1 pseudogene is annotated in these 1,012 nt (G+C 73.7%); it reads left to right on the forward strand.

Going from position 1 to position 1,012, the window contains the following annotated elements:
• Positions 1-394: 394 nt before the first annotated feature.
• Positions 395-1,012: pseudogene (locus tag E2651_RS43395) on the forward strand (condensation protein); the annotation flags it as partial.

Here is a 1,012-nt window from a genome sequence, read left to right on the forward strand (position 1 = left end):
CACCGGCTCCGGACCCCTCGACGGGACCCCTCCCGCTGGGCCCCGACCGGGACCTGGGCACGACACCGCTGCCGCGCCGCAAGCGCGGGGAGAGCGGGCCGGGGGCCGGTACGGAGGATGCGTCGTCGGAAGGTTCGTCGCCGGAAGGTTCATCGCCGGAAGGTTCATCGCCGGAAGGTGAGTCGTCTGGGGGTGAGCCGTCTGGGGGTGAGCCGTCTGGGGGTGAGCCGCAAGCCGCCAGTTCGACCATCTCCGCCCGAGGGCCCGCGTCCGCACAGCCGGAACCGGCCCCGCCGGGCGCGCGGACCACGCGGTTCAGGCGGCGCAGGCCAAGGGCGTCGGGCGGGTTCGCGGGGAGCACCGCCCCGGCAGGACCAGGGGAGGACACGGAGCGATGACCGCACTCGACCAACCGGCACGACACGCGGACGGACCCGAACGGCGGCCCAGGCGCGTGCCGTTCCCCGTCGTCGACGAGGTCGCAAGGCACTGCCTCCAGGAGGAGGAGCCGGAGACGGTGCACATCGAGGTGCACCTGCCCGGCACCCCGGACCCGGCCCGCCTGAAGGCCGCGTTCACCGAGGCCCTGCGCCGCCACCCGCGCATCCTGATGCGGGAGGCGCGGGGCCCTTGGTACCGCCGCCGCTACGAGTGGGAACTGACGGCGGAGCCGGACGTCGAGGTCGTGACGTTCCCGCCGCCGGAGCGGGACGCGCTGAAGAAGGCGCGCATCCGTTCCCTCTCCGACTCGCCGCCGCTGAGCGCGTCGCCGCCGATCCGGCTGGAGGTGATCGCTTCCGGAGAGTCGGGAGAATCGGGAGAATCGGGAGAGTCCGGAGAGTCCGGAGAGGGTGACGCATCAGGCAGGTCCACCAGTGCCAGCGTCCTCTTCCTCACCATCAACCACACCGCCCTCGACGGCCCCGCCTGCCTCCGCGTCCTCGCGACCGCCGCCGAGCTGTACGGCGGCCAGGACAACTCCCCCGCCGCGCCACCCCCGTTGCGTACGGCC

Source organism: Streptomyces sp. MZ04 (genome assembly GCF_004684775.1).
Taxonomy (GTDB): Bacteria; Actinomycetota; Actinomycetes; order Streptomycetales; family Streptomycetaceae; genus Streptomyces.